The following is a 16,021-nucleotide window of genomic DNA, read 5'->3' as shown; positions in this document are numbered from 1 at the left end:
AGGCGTAATCCTAACGGTTCCAGCGATACTCCATTTGTCGCGCTGTTTTCTCCGCAAGCTCGGTGCTGCGTAACTTGGCGACCAAGTGTAGGCACATATCGATCCCCGCCGAGATACCACCTGAACTAATGACGCCGCCATCGTCTACCCAACGCAGGTCTTCCACCACATCAAGCTGCGGAAACTGAGTTCGCAAATCACGCTGATCGTCCCAATGGGTAGTCACTCTTCCTTTCAAGCCAGGATGAGCATTAGCAAATAGGAAGATACCGGTACACACTGTGGCTACTTGCTGCACTTTAGCAGTTTGTTCTGCAATCCAGGCCTTTACCTTTTCGTTTGCCATTTCACCCGTGTGTACACCACCGACAATAATCAATACATCCAAAGGGGGGTGATTATCAATGGTGGCATTTGGCAAGACCTGGTATCCCGCCCTAGCAGTTACCGGGCCGTCTTTTTCAGCAATCAAAAATACTGAAAACGGCGCGTCTTCATCACTGACGCGGCTGGCCGTGGTAAAAACTTCAAAGGGGCCCGAGAAATCGAGCACCTCAGCTTGGTCATAGATATAGATGCCAATATTCATTTGGGGACGTCCTTAGAATATCAATTAGCTTCCTTCCAACATGTAAGAATGAAGCTGCTCCTCCTCGCCATGCTTTACAACGCACCACGATTCGGCAACTCATTAAATTAACAGGTGTTGTAGTGCGTGGTAAGCGAAGCGCACCCGCAGCGGCGGCCCGGCGCAAAAGCAGCCCGCAGCGGTGCCGGGTTACGGCACAATCGGCTGCTACCTTGCTAAGCATTTACCACCAACTTTGGCCAAGTTTGCAGCCACCGCTTGTTGTATACCCGAGCTTCAAAATCCGTTCGTTTTGGCCGTTTAGCATTTAATGTAACGGTATAGTCAAACAGTGGCTTAACGCCAAAGGGAGCCACAATAGTGACTTCTCCATCATCCAAAGCAGCGCCTACAGCAGTTTCCACTTCGACCCAGAAGCTCATCGCATCTTCAGTTGAGGTATACGGATAGTCCCTATTTCGCTCATGCATTCTTGCTTGATTCTTTACTGACCAGGGAAAGGTTGAGACGCCTCTTAACCCTTGCTCAATCTCACGATCACGAGAAACGCTTATGTCGTTCGAATCGAAGTAAATTAAATCAATGTCGTTCAATGGCGTACTCGCTGAAAAGTCATGCAGCTTGTCCCACACCAAATTTCTAACGAACCCAGCAGCGAGACACCAACCCGGCAGCTTCTGCGCAGCCGCGATAGTCAGCGCCTCCATACGATCAGGATCACTCATTATCCATTGCTTGATCAGCGCTTCATGATCCATCGCAACACCTTACCATGGCGTTTTATCATGGTTATCGAATATAAAACAGTGTATTCATCAGCTTGTGCGCTGTAATGCTTCATGAAGCGATTTTAAACTATCAGGGCCATCATCTAACCGAATACTGCTGCTGGACGCTTGTTCCCATGTCGCCGATGAAGACAAATGAAGATGCACAGCAACGCGTGATCCCGTCTCCCCATCGATCAGTCCAGCAGGGACCCATATCAGGTCAGTGTCTCTCAATTTATTTGGTACTGAGCTACCACAGGTCGAACAAAAGTCATTCCGATAGCCAGTTGGTTTTTGAAAAGAGCGAATATTGTCTTGACCAGAAACCCACTGGAAGCACTCTTCGCTTACAAACGTGGCGGCATTCGCTGAAGAACCTGTCGTTTTCCGACACAAAGAACAGTGGCATTGATAGAAATTTGGTAGTTCACCTTTGACACTGAACCTAACCTCTCCGCAGAGACACTCACCTTTCATTTAACACCCCAATAATTCTTCACATCAAAAAGCTAACACTAACGCTACATTGTGTTAGCAATAATACTCCATAACTAACTCTGGATGGCCAGTTCGCTCATCAACTTGCTCACCTAATGAAATAAATCCCTGCTTTTTATAAAAGTTGATACTGGGAGTATTTTCCTGATAAACCGTCAGTTGCAAGCACTCCCTTCTGCTCTTGGCATCATCAAGCATCGCTGACCCCACACCTTCGCCCTGTAATTTTGGGGATACAAAAATGCCAGCCAGTGTATTTCCGTACAAACTGTAGAATCCTGCTACCTGATTGTCAGATTCAAAAACAAACGTCTCCGATGCGGGGATATAAACATCTCGCATTTCGTTAACCTTTGACGCCCAAAATTCCGCCTCAACAAAAGCGTGCGCTTTAATCGATGCTGAAAGCCAGATATCCAAAATCTGGTCAATATCCGCCTCTCGGTATTTGCGAATCATTTAAATATTCCTTACTGATGGTCAGCTGAACCAATGCACTACAGAGACTCGTTTGATAACCGTTGTTTGTGCAGCACAGAGCGAAGTAAATCAGGAAGCCATTTGGGCTTGAAAAGAGCAGGGTCGTTATCGAGCAACTCGTCTAAGCTCCACCATTTCCACTTTTGAATCGTACTCTTTTCTTCATCGGTCCACTCTGCAGCAAATACGTCTCTATTAGCAGGCCATTCAACTAAGAAGTACTGTTCAAGCCACCGTGCTGGCACCGATCTCGCAACGGCATAGACGTCATTTCGCTCTCTAATCATTTCACCAACGTTTTGTATTAAGCCTGTTTCCTCATACAACTCACGTTCAGCAGCCTCAACATAGCCCTCACCGGACTTCAGCTCGCCGCCAACGGTCGCCCAAAATGGCGCATGATGCTCATCGTGATATAAAAACAGGAGTAAACGCCCCTCTTCATCGACAATTATTAGCCTGGATGATTTTCTTATCTCCATTTATAAAGCTCCATAACTCCTTTAGACATTGACACCGGCACACGTGACGGCTGAGATATACGCAATAGAGCTTACAAAACTTGTTTAAACTGCGTGGCGGTATCCTAATGCGCCTAGACGAAAACCAACACTCACCAGGGCTCGCTTTGTAGCACCACCTCTCCATCCGCGGTTAACTCGCCACAATGCATGAACTCGAAAGTAGAAAGTACTTTCTCACCTTGCTGTAGGAAATAAACGCCACCACGATGCCGCTGATAACCCTGTTTTGCATAGTACGAAACTAGTCGAGACGGACAAAAAAGCGTAAATACATCAGCTCCCAAACGCTTACTCGCCTGATGATGCACTTCATTAAACAGTAAAGCCGGTATGCCTTGCCCTTGATGTTCTGGCCGCACAACAACCCCACCAATACCAATTACAAAGCGTGGCTCGGCATCAATTAGCACTTCAAAACGATCAAAACCAATGTGACCAATAGGATCATTCGCTTCCGAGTAGGCGATGCTATGCCAGGAAACAGGCGACCACTCTTTGCTACGCCCCTCTTCAGGAAATACTCTCTCTTTCCATTGAGTTAAGTAGTGCCACTCGCTTTCCAATATCCCTTTTTGAGTTTCAACTCTCATCAAAATCTCCTGAATTTCAGCAGCTAATGTAATTTACATTATTTTTTACTAATTTAATGTAAATCTATCACTAGTCAGCACCTGCTGCACGCCCAGGTGAACAGCCCTCAAACCGTAAACTTCTTGCTGACTTGCGCCACCCGTTGGCCTAAATAACGCGCAGCGAGCAAGTCTGTTTCATTTAGCACGCCATCTGTTGAATGAGCGATAAGCCCAGACGGTGCCCCCAGCCGATTACACATTTCTGGATCGTAGTTACCCGGTATATCCAAGCCGACCCAGCACATGCCATGCTGATTCGCGAACACTTGCATGTACTGAAGGGTATTCAACTGGCCTCCGCTTAAGCTGGCACCAATAATAAAACCAGCGGCAATATTTTAAGTATTGATCTGGTTTGCGAAACCAGCATCATCCCTTATACCAACGCGGTTGCCATCGGGGTCGGCGATATTGATAGTTCTACCCCAAGCATTCTCGATAATGGTGGTTTGAATACCCCAAGACCTGATTACCCTTAGTGCCTCTTCCAAGTCATCAACGTTGAATCGCAATTTAAAACTACTTTCTTCTGGCGATTTGACGCCTTTCTTTGCCTTACCACCCTGTTCGACCATCAAATAACCATGACCAAACTCTAAACAGGTTAGCTTAAAGCCGCCTTCGTCTCTCTCAAACAGCTGATGCAAGCCAAATAGTTCCCGATAGAAAGCGACACACTCCAAGTAGTGTTCAGTATTAAGAATTACTCCGTAACGCATCACATTCGCCTTCATGAACCCTCCTCTTACATAGCGCTATGCTGTGCTGCCGCTCCAGCAGCGACAGCCTGCGCGAGTTGCTTAGTACTGCCCAAAGCAGAATGAAACACAACGGCAACGTTCATTACACTGACCCTTTCCGTTGCTGTACTGCTGGTTGCTAAGCATCACGGTTTAAATTTCGCTCGGCTGGGATGTCGCTCAGGTACTCGACAAACTCCACTTCAAAACCCGCCGGATCAACAAAATAGACATTTTTCCGAAACGGCTCTACAGCGCCAGGTTTGGCAATGGCATAGCCCGCGTTATTGAGCCTAGCAACAACGGCATCGAGGTTATCGACCACGTACGCAAAATGGGCCAGTCCAACGCTGTGACCTTTCAAATCGCGATTCGCCCCTTCACCGTGATCGCTTAACGCCAAGTAATTTTCATCGTCACCAAAGTGCACCCATTTACGCGGTTTGCCATACCACTCGCCATGGCCTTCATCCCGCACCCGCCAGTGTGGAAAGACTGCCCGGTAAAAATCCAGCATGGCATCCATATCCGCAACCACCAGATTAACGTGTTCTAAGTACATAAGAGTCTCCTTGCGTTAAGTGAGATGGCAGGATAAAACCTCAACTTAAGTTGAGGTAAAGTGGTTTATGGGAAAGAATGGCAAAAAAAGTCTGGGGTGAGTGATGGCAGAGGCTATTTGGAGTGTCGGAATGGTAGCGAAGCGCTGCGGGATTAAGGTTAGTACCTTGCACTACTACGAGCAGCAAGGGCTGATCCACAGCTGGCGCAATGCGGGCAATCAGCGGCGTTATAAACCAGAAGTGCTAAGGCGAATTTCGGTAATAAAAGCAGCACAGAGAGTTGGCGTCAGTCTGGAGGAAATCAAGCAGGCCTTTGAATCATTACCGAATAACCGCACACCAACAGTGGAAGACTGGCAGCAGCTTTCAAAAAACTGGCAGCAGATGCTTGATGGCCGAATTGCTTACCTGCAAAAACTGCGCGATAACCTAGCGGGATGTATCGGCTGTGGTTGCCTGAGCATGACTAATTGCCCACTCTATAACCCCGACGACAAGCTGGCAGAATCAGGTAGCGGCCCCGTACTTCTCGATCAGGCAGAGCAAAAAGCCAGAACCCGACAAGAAACAAACGTGTAATGAACAGGAGGCCTCTCGCTCCCCTCGAACTGCCAAGCATGCACGTCACAGCCATTGAGATTATAATCACTGGCTAAGCCAAACCCACTCTACTATTGAGCGCCAAGCCTCAGGCCTATTACTGTGAACACCCTCCATCGAAGTGAAAAAAGTCGAGCCAAGCCTGTTCGCAAAGGCCTGCACCCGAGGAATCGACACAACCAAGGCTATGACTTCCCGGCCCTCGTAAAAAGCCACCCAGCATTAGCCCCCCATGTGAAACCGAACGCGCATGGCGACCTTTCCATCGATTTCGCAGACCCATTGGCAGTAAAAACGCTTAATGCCGCGTTATTAAACCGGCACTACAACATTGTCGATTGGGATATTCCTGAGGGCGCGCTGTGCCCTCCAATCCCAGGCAGAGCCGACTATATCCATTACATAGCTGACTTGTTGGGGCGTGAACAGCGCAGTATCAAGCTGCTCGATATAGGGACTGGAGCCAATGGAATCTACCCACTACTGGCCTGCCAAATTTACGGCTGGCAGTGTGTCGGTAGTGACATTAACCCTCAGTCGCTTGAAAACGTAGCCACGATTATCGCCAACAACCCCACACTCAAAGAACGCTTCACGCTGCGCATGCAGCACGATAAAAACCACATTTTTGAAGGGATTATTCAAGCTGGCGAGTTTTTTGACGTCAGCGTATGCAACCCGCCCTTCCACGCCTCGCTTGATGAAGCACTTAAAGGTAGCCAGCTTAAACTCAATAACCTTGCTCGCAGTCGCGGTGAACAACAACCAAAAAACCAATCTCCTACTCTGAATTTTGGCGGGCTGGGAGCCGAGCTTTGGTGTAAGGGAGGCGAACAGCTGTTTCTTAAAAAGCTGATAAGAGAAAGTAAGGTGTATTCAACTCAGTGTCGCTGGTTTACCAGCCTGGTTTCAAAAACCGACAATGTTAAGCCTGCCAAGAAGTTGATTCATAAGCTCGGTGCCGTTGATGTACGGGAAATAGAGATGAAGCAGGGAAATAAGATCACGAGAGTGTTGTCCTGGACATTCATCTGAGCCACTTAGGAGGTTTACGCCTGCAGGCAAACACTGAAGTCGGCGCCAAACACATAACCAATAAACACCGAAGCCAAACGCTAATTGACTACTCCACGGGCAGACTCCGGTACAACGCGATATCCACGCTCCCCTTGAGCATTAAGGATAGTAGCCCTTATGTTTAATCTACATGAATAAACCACTTGGGTTTGATACGCCCAAAGTCTCGACGGATATTGGATTTCAAGGCTTTCTTGGAATCCAGCACCACGGCATCTTGCTTGGTTCTGACAAACACCACCCAGTGCCAGAAAGGCCTGCCCTGCTCTGTGCGCCATTTGATGGCCAACAACGCCTTGTCTGGAAGAGTCACCCAGGTGTCGAATGGCATCTCTGTTGGCGCAGCCATGATACCCAAAGCACGCAAGAGTTTACGGACGTACTCCGTATCTGACCAAAGCGCTGTATCTTCGGCATAAATACCCAAGGCGTTGGCTGTCTCTTTGGCCTGCGCATAGGTAATGCCCGCAAGCACTGCGCATGCTGCAATGCCACAGCCGGATATTTCTTCTTGAATGACGGGATTCATTTAGTTTCCGATTAACGCTTGAGCGTGCGGTGATCGCAATGAGCGAATTCACTGTATTATTTGGCTAGCTCACCCCTCACTAGCTGCCTCCCAAAGAACCAGTGCAGAACACTCGTTTAGTGGCAAGGTGGCTTGTCGGATATCATCGTAGGCTGATGCCCCCTTTCACAAAGTCATTTTAAAATAACACTATCAAGGCCTTTTGCCTCGATTCACACCGTAAGTACGCAGTGCTGCCTGAGTTTGTGATTCTTCCGAGGTCTCCGCGGGATAAAGTCGATAACTAGGCGCAACAATCGGTTCCACAGCAGTCGCTTTTATAACGAGCACACTATGAATTGGGTAGCGATCCCCCGCCATAGCCAGAAGTGGTGCAACCCAATGGGAATACTCTTGTGCTGTTGGCTTTAGCTCAGTGGCAGTACCAATAATCTTAAAGCCCTTCTGGACAAAGATATCAATAAAGCTAAGGCATACCTTCTGATTTATTCTGATATTTTTAGCTGACTTTGGTGATGCAATATTTGCCACTACGATGTGCTGGCTATCCAAAACAGCAAAGACTTCCTTTGGCGATACATTCGGCTGGCCACTTTCATCACTTGTGGCTAGCCAACAGAGAACACTCTGCTCCGCAGAGGCACACACTTCTTTAGTTAGCATTTCTGACGCCCCCTCCTCGAATGCCTAGCGCCCGCCACTCGATGAATTTTCTAGCTCCGCGCTCTTACGGATGGCGCAGATATCCTCAATATCCACCGGCCGTGCGAGTGCAGATTTATACCGAACCAGATCGTCCTTCAGCATAAAGGGAAGCTCAAGACCCAACAAATGCACGATCACATAGCGAGAAAAATCTATGTTGAGCGGTACCCAGGTCTCGTTACTTGCATCGAAAATTTGCGGGCCGTCGGCGCTACCTACCTCCACTTTAACGCCTTCATACTTAAACTGGACGTAGGTTAGATCCCAACCCTCTTCTTGACGGTGAGCGGCAGTTTTGGATACCAACTCCTGACCGGCCTGAACCACTGACGCAAAGTGCTCGCCGGGGACAAAAAGGTCAATGTCATTTAGATCACGCTCAGAACCATACCCCTTTGCTGCGAGTCCCCCGCAGATCAAAAAAGGAATACTCCTTTCTCTCAGTAATCCCACTATCCATTGGGCTGCTAAATGATGCACATCTTCTCCTGTCATATAACTAAGCTGATCCTACCAAGACTTAGACATCAAAGGGGCTTATCTACAGACTCAACGTAGAGGCCGCTTTTATGGATAGGAAGCGAAAAAAATCGGTCCGACTGACGCTAGTGGTTATAAGATTTCAGTCCAATCGCTTCTTCATATGGTAGAGAAAAGTACCTATTGGTCGATCCTCCAAAATACCAAAAACTTGTTAGCCGTACTTTTCGTAAAAGCCTTTGGCTTCTACAGTCTTTAGAAACGAGATGACCGCACCTTGCTCCTTTCCATATTGCTCAGCTTTTCCGAGCAGCTCAGCGCCCAGACCTGTACCCCTGTGGCTTCGATCTACCCACAAGATATCAATCTCAAGACCGTCCCAGTATGCGTTAGCCAATATCCCAGCAATTAACCCTTTGCCGCTGTCTCTCACGTTTATTATGAATTTCTTATCTGCTGACTCATCTGGCAAAGGAGTATTGGAATTTACAAACTCCTGAAACTTTTGGGAAAGTTCAAAGCTTTCCTTTTCAGAGGGAACCTCTATTAGCTCGTAATTCATATTCCCTTCTTATAACGCGGAGCCCAGCGGCGACCACCGGCCGCTTACTGCAGCGACTTGTTAATTTTAATTTCGGGCAGCACCGTAGCTCAGACTGACAACCTGCCAAGCACTACCCTTCCACTCCCAGGTTTCTATAAACGCTACCACCGGCCCTTTGGATTCACCAGTGAGAGTAACCCCCTTACCGGTTACTGTGGTGATGCTGCCATTAGATTCCTGAAAGCTTAGCTCAGTATCCTGTTTTTCCCCGCCTTGAGGAAACCAGCTCCCGTTCCGTTTGGCTGAAGCGATAGCATCAATTTGGGATTTCTTGGATTGGACACCACGCTCAGTGGCAACCGTAAAACTGTCTGCCTGAACTCGGACAAGGTACTCAATGTCACCAGCGAAATAGGCGGCGTACCAGTGTTCTCGTGCTTGTTTCAGATCTTCTCGATTCATGGACTGCTCCCTGTCTTTAGAAATTAACAGCGTATTAGACAGCGCATTCTGATATTGAATGAACGTACTGCGCTCTCCAACACGCTTATCGTGCGCGTAAAAAATCCCTAAGCATTTGATATATCATTTAATTGATAATAATTCGGCAGTATATAACCAAAATTTTCCCAAACGCTCGCTCCCGCTGGTCTAATCATACTTTATTAATAATAATTAGCTTAAGTCACGCAGCTTTGCTTAAAATTGCGCTGTGGCTATTTTGGGCGACTGCGCCACCATCGCGGGTGCCTTTTGGCTCGTTCCTCACCAAGCGTTACGCCGCGCTAAAAATGTGTAAACGTTGGGTTTTAATAGTTTTGTAGTGCGTGGTAAGCGAAGCGCACCCGCAATTGTGCGCTCGAAAATATGCGAGGGCTGAAGCGGCTCCGCTTCAGTAGTCGACTGCTTAGTAAAACCGAATCATAATTCAAAGAGACAGTATTCGAAATTAAAAATCAGACCATAAAAATCAAAACGTGCTATAAAAAAATCACTTATAATTCATTTAATTAACACCTTTAATTTCATCAAAAAAGTCGCCATTCGGCGCTATGAAGCTAATTGCACTATTCGAGCAATGAACGGCTGCTTTTACGCTATACTGCCTCATCTTTAATTTTCGACACACCTTACGACCATCTGTCTGAGCACCTCATGCCATTTTCAAAACTAGGCTTATCCCGTCCTCTTGTTCAAGCGATTACCGAACTAGGTTACAAAACGCCAACGCCCATCCAGGAACAAGCGATCCCTGCCATTCTTTCGGGCAAAGACTTAATCGCCACCGCACAAACAGGCACAGGCAAAACCGCTGCCTTTGTTCTGCCTCTGCTAGAGCGATTCAGCAACGCGGAAGCGTTACGCGGCAAACGCATACGTGCGCTGATTCTGGTGCCGACTCGCGAGTTAGCGGTTCAGGTCGAAGCCAATGTGGCTCAATACGCTAAACACACGCAGTTAACCTCTATGGCGGTGTATGGCGGTGTGGATACTGCGCCTCAAAAAGAGCGGCTAATCGAAGGAGTGGATATTCTGGTCGCCACGCCGGGTAGATTGCTGGATTTGGCACATCAGCGTGCGCTGCACTTTGATGAACTTCAAGTCATGGTGTTGGACGAAGCGGACAGAATGGTCGACATGGGTTTTGTCGATGATATCCACAAAATCTTAGTACGCCTGCCTGAAAACCGTCAGAACCTACTGTTTTCAGCCACTATGACCGGCGACGTTCGCGCCCTCGCCTACGGTTTTTCAGATAGTAAGATGACCGACCTGGCGGCTGACATCTCCATCTCTCCCAACATCCGCGCCGCCGCCAATATCAAACAGTGGCTAATCACGGTAGACAAAGACACCAAGTCCGCCCTGTTGAGCCACTTGATCAACGAGCAAGCGTGGGATCAGGCGCTTATTTTTGTCGAGAAAAAACACAGTGCTGCCAAGCTTGTTGCTCAACTGGAAAAACGCGGCATTCAAGCGGACTCCATTCATGGCGGCAGAAGCCAGGCCATGCGCGAGAAGGTGTTAGATCAGTTCAAAACTGGCGAACTGAAGTACCTAGTTGCCACGGGTGTAGCCGCTCGGGGGTTGGATATCGGAGAACTGAGCCGTGTGGTGAATTACGATCTACCATTTCAGCCAGAAGAGTACATCCACCGTATTGGCCGAACCGGCCGTGCGGGAGCCTCAGGTGAAGCCATCTCTCTTGTCGACATCAGTGACTTTAGGAACCTTTGTGCGATTGAAAAGCGGCTGAAAAACACGATTGAGCGCAAAGAAGTCGCAGGTTTTCCGGTTAAAAAAGCGGTACCCGCTTCCAACTTGAACCACGTTAAAAAAAGCAGTCGTTAAGCCGTAACAAAGAAGCTCACCTTTTAGATAAATATAAAGGTGGGCTTCACTGTTAAATACTTCTGGAATCAACGTCGCTTTTAAAAAACTTGCGGTCGTCAAAGATCTTTTCTACCGCTAGGCGGGTGAAAACGCATCTAACAGCTCGGCATTGGTTGGATATTTATCCAATAACTCAAACAACTTCTGCGCGCCTTCTGCTGGCTTAAGATGTGTCAACGCTCGACGCAATGCGCGTACTTTTTCAATGTCTTTAGCATCAATCAATAGCTCTTCTCGACGGGTACTGCTTTTGGCAATATCTATCGCCGGGAAAATCCGTTGACTTGCCACTTCCCGCGATAGCACGATTTCCATATTGCCCGTGCCTTTGAACTCCTCGAAAATCACCTGATCCATACGGCTACCGGTATCCACAAGCACGGTGGCCAGAATGGTGAGCGATCCACCGTTTTCGATCTTTCTCGCAGCACCAAACAGTTTGCGTGGTATTTCCATCGCACGGCTATCCAACCCACCCGACATGGTGCGACCATTGCCGCGCTGCTCAGCATTATGAACCCGCGACAGTCTGGTAAGCGAATCGATCACAATCATCACATTATGCCCCTCGCCTGCTTGCTTACGCGCCGTCTCAAGGAGCTTATTTGCCAAATGCACATGGTGTGAGTAGCTTTCGTCTGAAGACGATGCATGCACGTCTGCCGAAACGCTGCGCTTAAAATCGGTCACTTCTTCAGGGCGCTCATCAATCAGCAAGGCATACAGCTTTATGTCAGGATGAGCTTCTGCCACGGCCTGACAGATATGTTTTAACAGCGTCGTTTTGCCAGAGCCCGGCGGCGCAACAATCAACCCGCGCTGCCCCATCCCAATAGGCGTAATCAAATCCATCGCCCGCACACTACGCTGCGTAGAGCCAAGCTCTAAAACAATGCGTGGGGAAGGATGAATAGCCACGCCATTTAAAAAACGTTTTTCGGGATCATCAGAAAATGGATCTTCAACTTCGTCGGCGGGCTTGGAATCTGTCTGCCTTTTCGTTTTCAAACTGAGTGTTTTTCTCGCCATAATATCGGTGGATCGCCTTGAATAGCCTGGATTAATAGAATAATTGCATCTGAGCGCTTCTTCACTGAATGGCGCATTGGGTGGTGGGTTACGATAAGGCTCTTAAGACGGCTTGTTAGCTCTTTGGCGACGACATGCAACAGCGCCAAGACTGGCCATCACCACGTTCCCAATTCCTTAACGTGGCGACGCTAATACAAAATTTAGCTACAAATTCCATCTGGGTCATGCCCAATTTCTTACACAAAGTAGCTAAATCAACCAGCTCTGGCCGATGCGTTTTAGCCGCAACGTTGCGCCCGTGATTAAGGTCAATGGCTTCTTGCAAGTTCTAGGCAATACTCTCTAGGGACTAGCCATGATGCTTCTCCAATGCGGCATTAACAAGCATATTGACCAACTTCGAAAGCGCATTTCTATCTGCTTGTGAGAGATTTTCGCGCTCGAATGCTCGCTCCGAGGAGTATGAACCGATCCTCCTCAGCCCTATTATTTCCGCCCCATCTCAGCCCCGTCATTCCCGAGTGGGGTTATCGGGAATCCAATTTGACCTTTTCAGCCGAAGCCAAGGTACTTAAATCAAAATAGATTCCCGCTAAAGGCATGCGGGAATGGCAGCTGGAGAGAAGCATTCATTCCTGTCGCCTTATTAGGCACCGTGCCTCATCAGGCAACGCTGAAAGCCCAGTGTTAGCAGCGGGCAATTACTGGCCCTATCTGCTCGTTGCCTATTAAATCTTCCGTGATTCCTCTCAGTAGCTGAGTGTGTGCGATAGCCGCGATACTTACATCAGGATGTAGGTTGTAGCCGCCGATTAATGACTATTTTCTGTCTGTTATCCGACTATGCCAAAAACTAAGTATTAGCGGCTTTTACTTCAGCCACAACGCTTTGCTCACCGGTAAATTGCGAGCGCAGCGAGTAATTTATCCGTGTGCAGCAACTTGTTATATGCCGGAACCGCCACTTAGGGCAGAGTCCAAGCTTTCTAAAGCAGAAATCACCTCGTTGACTGTATGCTGATCGAACTCAGGCAAGTCAGTCTCGTCATGTGTACCTTTGTTCAAGTACGACCAATATGCATTTCTTCCATCTTGACCTAGCACAGCAGTGAGTGCAGACACTATCAGCTCTTTATTAGGTATATTTGACTGGGAACGATTCAGCTTAGATCTTAGATTTTCAGCTAATGCCCTTAGATCCCATGGCGCTGAAGGAGAACGACGAGAGACACTAATTAGGCTGTCCTTCTTATCACTATGCTTTCCGTAATGAAACCAAGTTTTTTCACATAGGTTCTCTAGCGCTCTTCTTGCCGACATCAAGGCGTCGCGATACTCCCCTTGTGCATACAGTTCGCGTGCAGCTAATACATAATTTTTGGGTCGCCTTAATGAGTCAACCTGAATATGGCCTTCACCAGCGCTTGATAAGAAAATATATGACTGAGACGCAAGTGACTGACTCTTACCTAGCAGTTGATGTGTGTTATTAAAGAACTCCTCACCATGCACTGCCAAAATGATCTGACAACCCTTGAAAAAATCATCAACAAATAGCGTTTCCCTGATTGCACGACGATGCTCATCATCAATTGCGTTCACTGGGTCATCAAAAATAAGCACCGAGCAACGCTCTTTTACGTTCTTAGCTAGCAGTATTGCTAGCCCAAGGCAACGGATATGACCCTCACTCAGAATATGGAGAGCATCAAATAAAGCAGAAGGGTCTTTCAAAAATGTAATGCCCAACCGTTGATTTTGAGATAACGGAAGTTGAACAGAAGCTAATTTATCTGCTTCGGAATCGTAACGATTAAAAGCATTGTAAAGTCTCACAACTAGGTCGCCAAGGTCAGCAATCAACTGGCTCGGCAATCGATTCTTATATGCATTCAACCTTTCAACAAAGCTCTTATAAGATACTGCAATCTCTTGATTTCTTTGCACTTTGGTATGTTCAGCTTCCACATCAGCTATAAGTTGCGCATTCTCCGTATCAAAACTAGTGATTGCCTTTTGCGCAGCAATAATTGCTTGTTTAGCTGTGTTTCTGCGTGTTTCTAAGACAGTGATTTGCTCTTTAAACCAGCGCAAACGATTTAGATCAGCTTGCTTAGTTGAACGTATCTGAGCTTCCTGATCAGTCTTTTTGTCGGCTTCCTCGAGATACTTTATCTGAGATTCCAGGTGCCGCCATGGAGTAAACCCATCCGCTAACTGTTGCTGCAAGGAGTACCACCACCCGATATCGATTTGTGAGCCAGGTGAAATATGGAAATTTCGGATAGCGTTGTTTTGTGGCAGAAACGTCAAACAAGCATTCAATATTTGCGAGAGGTCCAGCAACCATCTACTAACATTTTGTTGAAGCTGTTGTGCCGTTTTCTGAAGCTCTGCCAAGTGTTGCAGCTTTTGAAGTTCTTCATTAGCGTTACCGTAAGGGTTTACGGATACTTGGGTGAGCGGCGTTTTACACGCTGGGCAATGCTCTGGACTACTCGATTGTAGCTGAACAACGGCTTCGTATAGATTCTTATATGATACTTCCTGACTTGCATTTTCCAGGTCTTTTTGCTTCAACTCCAGCTCGCTGAGGCCGCTGCTAATGGAGCCGCCAAGTGTCTGCAATGCGTTAATTGTCAAGTTGTTTTTACTTGCTTGGGGCTGTTGCAAATCGGTTTCTATTCGGTGGATTGCTCCTGCATTTTCATCATCACCGTTTAGTTCAAAGACCAATTGGCCAAAGGTTGTTCCGTCACGGTACTGGGTAGCTAGTGTTTGCTCCTCAATATTTAGCCTTTGTAGCTCTGCATTGTTAGTCGCTATCTGCTGTTGAGAACCAGAAAGTGCCTGCCTTTTTTGCGCTAACTGAGCTGCTTTAAAACCAGTAAGGTCAATATATTTCGGGTCAAATTCAGAAGTAAAATTGCGTACAAACTCGTTGAAAGAGTCTAAGCCAAATAACGTTGATATAAGCTCAGTTTGCTTGGCGGGCGCCTGGGCGGCAATTCTAGAAAAGTTATCAATACGATTTTTTTCAACGAAACAAAATCTAAATAGTTCCTCATTTGCTTCAATTTCAACCTCAGCGCCCTGCTCGTTTAAGCCTATAACAACTGGCGTCGAAAAATGATTAACATGTGCGTTTTTCAGATAATTACCCTGATCTCGAAAACGCTTGCTCTCCGCTTCAGCTACGTTACCCAGAAGGCTATATTCAAGGGCTTCGCAGAAGCTAGACTTGCCAGTACCATTCGGTCCGTATATGAGGACTAAATGGCTTTCTAAATCAAAAACCTCTTGCCTAGAGAAACCACGAAACGGCCCCACTTCCATACTTTTTATCTGAGTAATGGGGGAAGTTTTCTCGGCGGTCATCTCGGGTAAAGACTGAATATCTATGCTTAAGGCATCCCAGTTAGCCTGGGCCAAGGCAACCATTTTCTTAACCCGCTGGCCTTGATAGGTGCCGAGAGAAGCAAGCTCATCAACGTTTGCCAGGACAAGGTTCGCTAACTTGCGCACTCCCGGAAGGACTTCGTCTGAATCCAGAGTTCGCAAAAATCGTAGATATTCAGGCTCAATCATAATACTTCCTTAGATTTTAGATTCTGGCACCTGTTAGCAAAGGCCGATGGTTCTCTCTAGAGACTTTTAAATACTAGCTCAATATGTAGAGTATCTTGGGTCGGAAATGGGTCATATTTTGCTCTAAGGGCGATATTTTCTGATCACTTGTTGGGCACTCCATTTTTCATGCTTTGGCATATAACGCCCAATTAAGGTGTGAGGCACGCAATACCGTTGCTTCCGCATACTACCTTAACCACTAAAACCAACGCATAGTAAAAATGCCACGCGTGC

General features: G+C 47.3%; 19 protein-coding genes. 3 read left to right on the top strand and 16 right to left on the bottom strand.

Annotation, left to right across the window (positions count from 1 at the left end):
• Positions 1–10: 10 nt before the first annotated feature.
• The 9 genes from REH51_RS16585 to REH51_RS16545 all read right to left on the bottom strand — a co-directional run bounded on the left by REH51_RS16585 (position 11) and on the right by REH51_RS16545 (position 4,795).
• Positions 11–589: a DJ-1/PfpI family protein gene (locus tag REH51_RS16585; RefSeq protein WP_009723595.1), complete on the bottom strand. Its 579-nt coding sequence runs from the start codon at positions 587–589 to the stop codon at positions 11–13.
• A gap of 215 nt (positions 590–804) precedes the next feature.
• Positions 805–1,347 (bottom strand): nucleotidyltransferase family protein, encoded by a 543-nt coding sequence (locus tag REH51_RS16580; RefSeq protein ID WP_009723596.1) that lies wholly within the window; start codon positions 1,345–1,347, stop codon positions 805–807.
• 57 nt (positions 1,348–1,404) lie between these two features.
• Positions 1,405–1,836, bottom strand: coding sequence for a GFA family protein (locus tag REH51_RS16575; RefSeq protein ID WP_009723597.1), 432 nt, complete (start codon positions 1,834–1,836; stop codon positions 1,405–1,407).
• A gap of 54 nt (positions 1,837–1,890) precedes the next feature.
• On the bottom strand, positions 1,891–2,316 hold the full coding sequence (locus REH51_RS16570; protein ID WP_498936369.1) for an N-acetyltransferase: 426 nt from the start codon (positions 2,314–2,316) through the stop codon (positions 1,891–1,893).
• A 38-nt stretch (positions 2,317–2,354) separates the two neighbouring features.
• Positions 2,355–2,819 (bottom strand): NUDIX hydrolase, encoded by a 465-nt coding sequence (locus REH51_RS16565; protein WP_009723599.1) that lies wholly within the window; start codon positions 2,817–2,819, stop codon positions 2,355–2,357.
• 131 nt (positions 2,820–2,950) lie between these two features.
• A complete protein-coding gene (locus REH51_RS16560) occupies positions 2,951–3,451 on the bottom strand; it encodes a GNAT family N-acetyltransferase (RefSeq protein WP_009723600.1) in 501 nt (166 codons plus the stop codon).
• Between the two features lie 107 nt (positions 3,452–3,558).
• Positions 3,559–3,783 carry a flavodoxin family protein gene (locus REH51_RS16555; RefSeq protein ID WP_221927889.1) on the bottom strand — a complete coding sequence of 75 codons (225 nt, stop codon included), beginning with the start codon at positions 3,781–3,783 and terminating at the stop codon, positions 3,559–3,561.
• Between the two features lie 48 nt (positions 3,784–3,831).
• Positions 3,832–4,227: a VOC family protein gene (locus REH51_RS16550; protein WP_009723602.1), complete on the bottom strand. Its 396-nt coding sequence runs from the start codon at positions 4,225–4,227 to the stop codon at positions 3,832–3,834.
• A 145-nt stretch (positions 4,228–4,372) separates the two neighbouring features.
• Positions 4,373–4,795 (bottom strand): VOC family protein, encoded by a 423-nt coding sequence (locus tag REH51_RS16545; RefSeq protein ID WP_009723603.1) that lies wholly within the window; start codon positions 4,793–4,795, stop codon positions 4,373–4,375.
• Positions 4,796–4,898: 103 nt separating this feature from the next.
• Here REH51_RS16545 and soxR point away from each other — a divergent pair, with 103 nt between their 5' ends.
• Together soxR and rlmF are read left to right on the top strand one after the other, a co-directional pair.
• Positions 4,899–5,375 carry a redox-sensitive transcriptional activator SoxR gene (gene soxR, locus REH51_RS16540; RefSeq protein WP_039869153.1) on the top strand — a complete coding sequence of 159 codons (477 nt, stop codon included), beginning with the start codon at positions 4,899–4,901 and terminating at the stop codon, positions 5,373–5,375.
• A 123-nt stretch (positions 5,376–5,498) separates the two neighbouring features.
• The gene (rlmF, locus tag REH51_RS16535) at positions 5,499–6,431 is read left to right on the top strand and encodes a 23S rRNA (adenine(1618)-N(6))-methyltransferase RlmF (RefSeq protein WP_039869156.1); all 933 of its coding nucleotides are present in this window, start codon (positions 5,499–5,501) and stop codon (positions 6,429–6,431) included.
• 163 nt (positions 6,432–6,594) lie between these two features.
• On the opposite strand, the gene REH51_RS16530 is transcribed toward rlmF, so the two are convergent.
• The 5 genes from REH51_RS16530 to REH51_RS16510 all read right to left on the bottom strand — a co-directional run bounded on the left by REH51_RS16530 (position 6,595) and on the right by REH51_RS16510 (position 9,193).
• Complete coding sequence (locus REH51_RS16530; protein WP_009723606.1) at positions 6,595–7,002, bottom strand: hypothetical protein; 408 nt, start codon at positions 7,000–7,002, stop codon at positions 6,595–6,597.
• A gap of 192 nt (positions 7,003–7,194) precedes the next feature.
• The gene (locus REH51_RS16525) at positions 7,195–7,665 is read right to left on the bottom strand and encodes a pyridoxamine 5'-phosphate oxidase family protein (RefSeq protein WP_009723607.1); all 471 of its coding nucleotides are present in this window, start codon (positions 7,663–7,665) and stop codon (positions 7,195–7,197) included.
• A gap of 24 nt (positions 7,666–7,689) precedes the next feature.
• Complete coding sequence (locus REH51_RS16520; protein ID WP_039869158.1) at positions 7,690–8,187, bottom strand: nucleotidyltransferase family protein; 498 nt, start codon at positions 8,185–8,187, stop codon at positions 7,690–7,692.
• 214 nt (positions 8,188–8,401) lie between these two features.
• Positions 8,402–8,749 carry a GNAT family N-acetyltransferase gene (locus REH51_RS16515; protein WP_498936366.1) on the bottom strand — a complete coding sequence of 116 codons (348 nt, stop codon included), beginning with the start codon at positions 8,747–8,749 and terminating at the stop codon, positions 8,402–8,404.
• A gap of 66 nt (positions 8,750–8,815) precedes the next feature.
• Positions 8,816–9,193: a DUF4440 domain-containing protein gene (locus REH51_RS16510; RefSeq protein WP_009723610.1), complete on the bottom strand. Its 378-nt coding sequence runs from the start codon at positions 9,191–9,193 to the stop codon at positions 8,816–8,818.
• 693 nt (positions 9,194–9,886) lie between these two features.
• Here REH51_RS16510 and REH51_RS16505 point away from each other — a divergent pair.
• The gene (locus REH51_RS16505) at positions 9,887–11,083 is read left to right on the top strand and encodes a DEAD/DEAH box helicase (RefSeq protein WP_009723611.1); all 1,197 of its coding nucleotides are present in this window, start codon (positions 9,887–9,889) and stop codon (positions 11,081–11,083) included.
• Positions 11,084–11,200: 117 nt separating this feature from the next.
• Here REH51_RS16505 and rho read toward each other — a convergent pair whose 3' ends face one another.
• Together rho and REH51_RS16495 are read right to left on the bottom strand one after the other, a co-directional pair.
• Positions 11,201–12,154, bottom strand: coding sequence for a transcription termination factor Rho (gene rho, locus REH51_RS16500; RefSeq protein ID WP_009723612.1), 954 nt, complete (start codon positions 12,152–12,154; stop codon positions 11,201–11,203).
• Positions 12,155–13,102: 948 nt separating this feature from the next.
• The gene (locus REH51_RS16495) at positions 13,103–15,745 is read right to left on the bottom strand and encodes an AAA family ATPase (protein WP_009723613.1); all 2,643 of its coding nucleotides are present in this window, start codon (positions 15,743–15,745) and stop codon (positions 13,103–13,105) included.
• Between the last annotated feature and the right edge of the window lie 276 nt (positions 15,746–16,021).

This window comes from Halomonas bluephagenesis (assembly GCF_054790765.1).
Note: the sequence above shows the minus strand (reverse complement) of the source record. Positions and strands in the feature narration are given on the sequence as shown.

Bases quoted from the DNA above. Each gene is read 5' to 3' on its own strand.
- REH51_RS16585 (WP_009723595.1), bottom strand. From the start codon at position 589: ATGAATATTGGCATCTATATCTATGACCAAGCTGAGGTGCTCGATTTC.
- REH51_RS16580 (WP_009723596.1), bottom strand. From the start codon at position 1,347: ATGGATCATGAAGCGCTGATCAAGCAATGGATAATGAGTGATCCTGAT.
- REH51_RS16575 (WP_009723597.1), bottom strand. From the start codon at position 1,836: ATGAAAGGTGAGTGTCTCTGCGGAGAGGTTAGGTTCAGTGTCAAAGGT.
- REH51_RS16570 (WP_498936369.1), bottom strand. From the start codon at position 2,316: ATGATTCGCAAATACCGAGAGGCGGATATTGACCAGATTTTGGATATC.
- REH51_RS16565 (WP_009723599.1), bottom strand. From the start codon at position 2,819: ATGGAGATAAGAAAATCATCCAGGCTAATAATTGTCGATGAAGAGGGG.
- REH51_RS16560 (WP_009723600.1), bottom strand. From the start codon at position 3,451: ATGAGAGTTGAAACTCAAAAAGGGATATTGGAAAGCGAGTGGCACTAC.
- REH51_RS16550 (WP_009723602.1), bottom strand. From the start codon at position 4,227: ATGAAGGCGAATGTGATGCGTTACGGAGTAATTCTTAATACTGAACAC.
- REH51_RS16545 (WP_009723603.1), bottom strand. From the start codon at position 4,795: ATGTACTTAGAACACGTTAATCTGGTGGTTGCGGATATGGATGCCATG.
- soxR (WP_039869153.1), top strand. From the start codon at position 4,899: ATGGCAGAGGCTATTTGGAGTGTCGGAATGGTAGCGAAGCGCTGCGGG.
- REH51_RS16530 (WP_009723606.1), bottom strand. From the start codon at position 7,002: ATGAATCCCGTCATTCAAGAAGAAATATCCGGCTGTGGCATTGCAGCA.
- REH51_RS16525 (WP_009723607.1), bottom strand. From the start codon at position 7,665: ATGCTAACTAAAGAAGTGTGTGCCTCTGCGGAGCAGAGTGTTCTCTGT.
- REH51_RS16515 (WP_498936366.1), bottom strand. From the start codon at position 8,749: ATGAATTACGAGCTAATAGAGGTTCCCTCTGAAAAGGAAAGCTTTGAA.
- REH51_RS16510 (WP_009723610.1), bottom strand. From the start codon at position 9,193: ATGAATCGAGAAGATCTGAAACAAGCACGAGAACACTGGTACGCCGCC.
- REH51_RS16505 (WP_009723611.1), top strand. From the start codon at position 9,887: ATGCCATTTTCAAAACTAGGCTTATCCCGTCCTCTTGTTCAAGCGATT.
- rho (WP_009723612.1), bottom strand. From the start codon at position 12,154: ATGGCGAGAAAAACACTCAGTTTGAAAACGAAAAGGCAGACAGATTCC.
- REH51_RS16495 (WP_009723613.1), bottom strand. From the start codon at position 15,745: ATGATTGAGCCTGAATATCTACGATTTTTGCGAACTCTGGATTCAGAC.